Origin of the sequence: Mesorhizobium sp. M7A.F.Ca.ET.027.03.2.1 (assembly GCF_003999175.1) — a bacterium.
GTDB lineage: Bacteria > Pseudomonadota > Alphaproteobacteria > Rhizobiales > Rhizobiaceae > Mesorhizobium.
In genome coordinates this window covers 1-2099 of sequence record NZ_RZOM01001080.1, presented here as the reverse complement: position 1 = coordinate 2099, position 2099 = coordinate 1, and the positions used below count along the sequence as shown (strand labels likewise).

The 2099-nt window shown below is 62.4% G+C and carries 2 protein-coding genes; both read left to right on the top strand.

Annotated elements, in window-relative coordinates:
- Window positions 1-729 (top strand): aldo/keto reductase (locus EN750_RS31400; protein WP_127399025.1); only part of this gene is annotated, 729 nt, incomplete at its 5' end.
- Between the two features lie 51 nt (window positions 730-780).
- Window positions 781-2046, top strand: coding sequence for a cysteine desulfurase-like protein (locus EN750_RS31395; protein ID WP_127399024.1), 1266 nt, complete (start codon window positions 781-783; stop codon window positions 2044-2046).
- Window positions 2047-2099: the final 53 nt, after the last annotated feature.

The window sequence follows — 2099 nt, the reverse complement described above, 5'->3', positions numbered from 1 at the left end:
ATCGACAAGTCGCTGGCCAAGCTCGGCACCGACTATATCGACCTCTATCAGATCCACTGGCCGGAGCGGGATATCCCCTGGGGTGCCAATCCGACGCGCGTCGGCGCCGTGTCGCCGCGCGCCGATTCCGTCGGCGCACCGGCCGACGAAACACCGATCGCCGAGACGCTTGGCGTCTTCGACGAACTGGTGAAGGCTGGAAAGATCCGCCATTTCGGGCTGTCGAACGAGAGTTCCTGGGGCGTGATGCGGTTCCTTGCCGAAGCCGACAAGGGCATCGGCCCGCGCGTCGCGTCGATCCAGAACGCTTACAATCTCGTCAACCGCACTTTCGAGGTAAACCTCGCCGAGGTCTGTGAGCGCGAGCAAGTGTCGTTGCTGCCCTATTCGCCGCTGGCCCAGGGCTATCTCACCGGCAAATACGACCATGGCGCGCGACCGCAGGGGTCCCGCTCGCAGCTGTTCAATCGCGGCCAGCGCTACGAGACGCCAGGTGCCGCTGAAGCGCAACTTGAGTACAATGAGCTGGCGCGCTCCTTTGGCCTGGAGCCGGCACTGTTTGCCAATGCCTATGTCTCGAGCCGGCCGTTCGTAGCCTCCAACATCGTCGGCGCAACGACGCTTTCGCAGCTCGACATGGCGCTGTCTTCCGTCGACGTCACCTGGACCGAAGAAATGCAGAAGGCGGTGGACGCGATCCACCAGCGGGTCGGCAATCCCTGTCCTTGAACAGGTCGTCAGTCTCCGAATACTGAATGAGCACAATGGGAGCGGGCAGCAATGAATTTTCCAGTCGAGGCAGTGCGTGAAAAATTTCCGGCTCTCTTCCTGACCGACAAGGGCCGCCGCCGCATCTATCTCGATAACCCTGCCGGCACGCAGGTGCCACAGGCGGTCGCGGACGCCGTGTCGCGCTGCCTTTTGACCACCAATGCCAACCTTGGCGGCTATTTCGAAACGACGCTTGCCGCACAGCAGGTCGTTGATGAAGCGCACCAGGCCATGGCCGATTTCCTTGGCTCGGCGAGCCCTGAGGAAATCATCATCGGCGCCAACATGACGACGCTGACCTATCACATGTCGCGCACGCTCGGCCGCACGATGCAGCCCGGCGACGAGATCATCCTCACCCGCATGGACCATGAGGGCAATGTGTCGCCCTGGCTGCAGCTGGCCGAGGATCTCGGGCTCGTCGTGCGCTGGCTGCCGTTCGACGAAAAGAGCTGGCAGGTCGAAGAGGCGACGCTGGCTGGTCTGCTTTCCGAGAAGACACGGCTGGTCGCGTTGAACTACGCCAGCAATTTGACCGGCTCGATCAACCGGGTGAAGGCGCTGACCGCCATAGCCAGGAATGCCGGGGCCCTTGTCTATGTCGACGCCGTCCAGTTCGCGCCGCATGGCCTGATCGACGTGCAGGAACTCGGCTGCGATTTCCTGATCTGTTCGGCCTACAAATTCTTCAGCCCCCATATGGGCATATTGTGGGGCCGGCGCGACGTCATCGACGACCTGCAGCCCTACAAATGCCGCTGCTCGTCCAACGGCTTGCCGGAGCGGTTCGAACTCGGCACGCCGCAGATCGAGCTGATGGCCGGCCTCACGGCCGCGGTCGATTACTTTGCCGACCTTGGCGCGGCGGCGGGCGAGGGCGGTTCAAGAAGGCAGAAGATTGCCAAGGCGTTTGCGGTTTCGATCGCCTATGAAAACCCGCTGGCGCAACAGCTGATCGATGGCCTGTCCGATATCGAGGGCCTGACCATCCGGGGCATTACCGATCCGAAGCGGCTCGGCGAGCGCGTGCCGACGGTTTCCTTCACCGTCGATGGCATCGTGCCCGAAACGATCGTGCGGCAGATGAATGCCGAAAACATCTTCCTGTGGTCCGGCCATAACTACGCCTGGGAGATCGTCCACCAGCTCGGCATTCCAGCCGAGCATGGCGTCGTGCGTATCGGCATCGCCCACTACAACACTGCAGCCGAAATCGACGAGACGCTGGAGAGCGTACACCGTGTGATCGCCATGCTCAGGCAGCAGCGCTCCTGACGCTGGCTTGAGCATTCACCGCGTCTTGCCGCCGAAGCCGGTGAGGAACGCAG